Origin of the sequence: Paracoccus sp. Z118 (assembly GCF_019061185.1) — a bacterium.
In the GTDB taxonomy this organism is placed as follows: domain Bacteria; phylum Pseudomonadota; class Alphaproteobacteria; order Rhodobacterales; family Rhodobacteraceae; genus Paracoccus.
Genome location: NZ_JAHQZU010000144.1, coordinates 1 through 378, shown reverse-complemented (window position 1 = coordinate 378; position 378 = coordinate 1). Strand labels below are relative to the sequence as shown.

The window sequence follows — 378 nt, the reverse complement described above, 5'->3', positions numbered from 1 at the left end:
CCCCTGCCAGTCCGCCAGTTCCTCGCAATAGAGGAAGTCGCTGTCCGCATGACGCATCCCGAAGAACAGATACACCGGACGGCGGCGCGCATTGGCGCGGATGAAGCCCGCAAGCGGCCCGATCCCGGTGCCCGCGCCGATCAGGATCAGCGGCCTGCGACCCCCGCCCGTGCGGAATCCCGGATTGCGGCGCAGGAAGCCCTGCACGGTTCCGCCCGGCTGCAGTTCCGCAAGCTGCCCCGAGCAGAGGCCACCCGGCTGTTTGCGAACCACGATCTCGATGAAACCGTCGCGCGAGCCTGAGGCGAGCGAATAGAAGCGCGGCACGGACGAGCCTTCGGGCATGATGCCCAGCAGATCGCCCGCCTGCCAGCGCGC

1 protein-coding gene is annotated in these 378 nt (G+C 68.8%); it reads right to left on the bottom strand.

Features of this window, described 5'->3' with window-relative positions; genetic code table 11:
* The coding region (locus KTN05_RS17920; protein ID WP_254368355.1) for an FAD-binding oxidoreductase at positions 1-378 on the bottom strand (378 nt) is incomplete at both ends.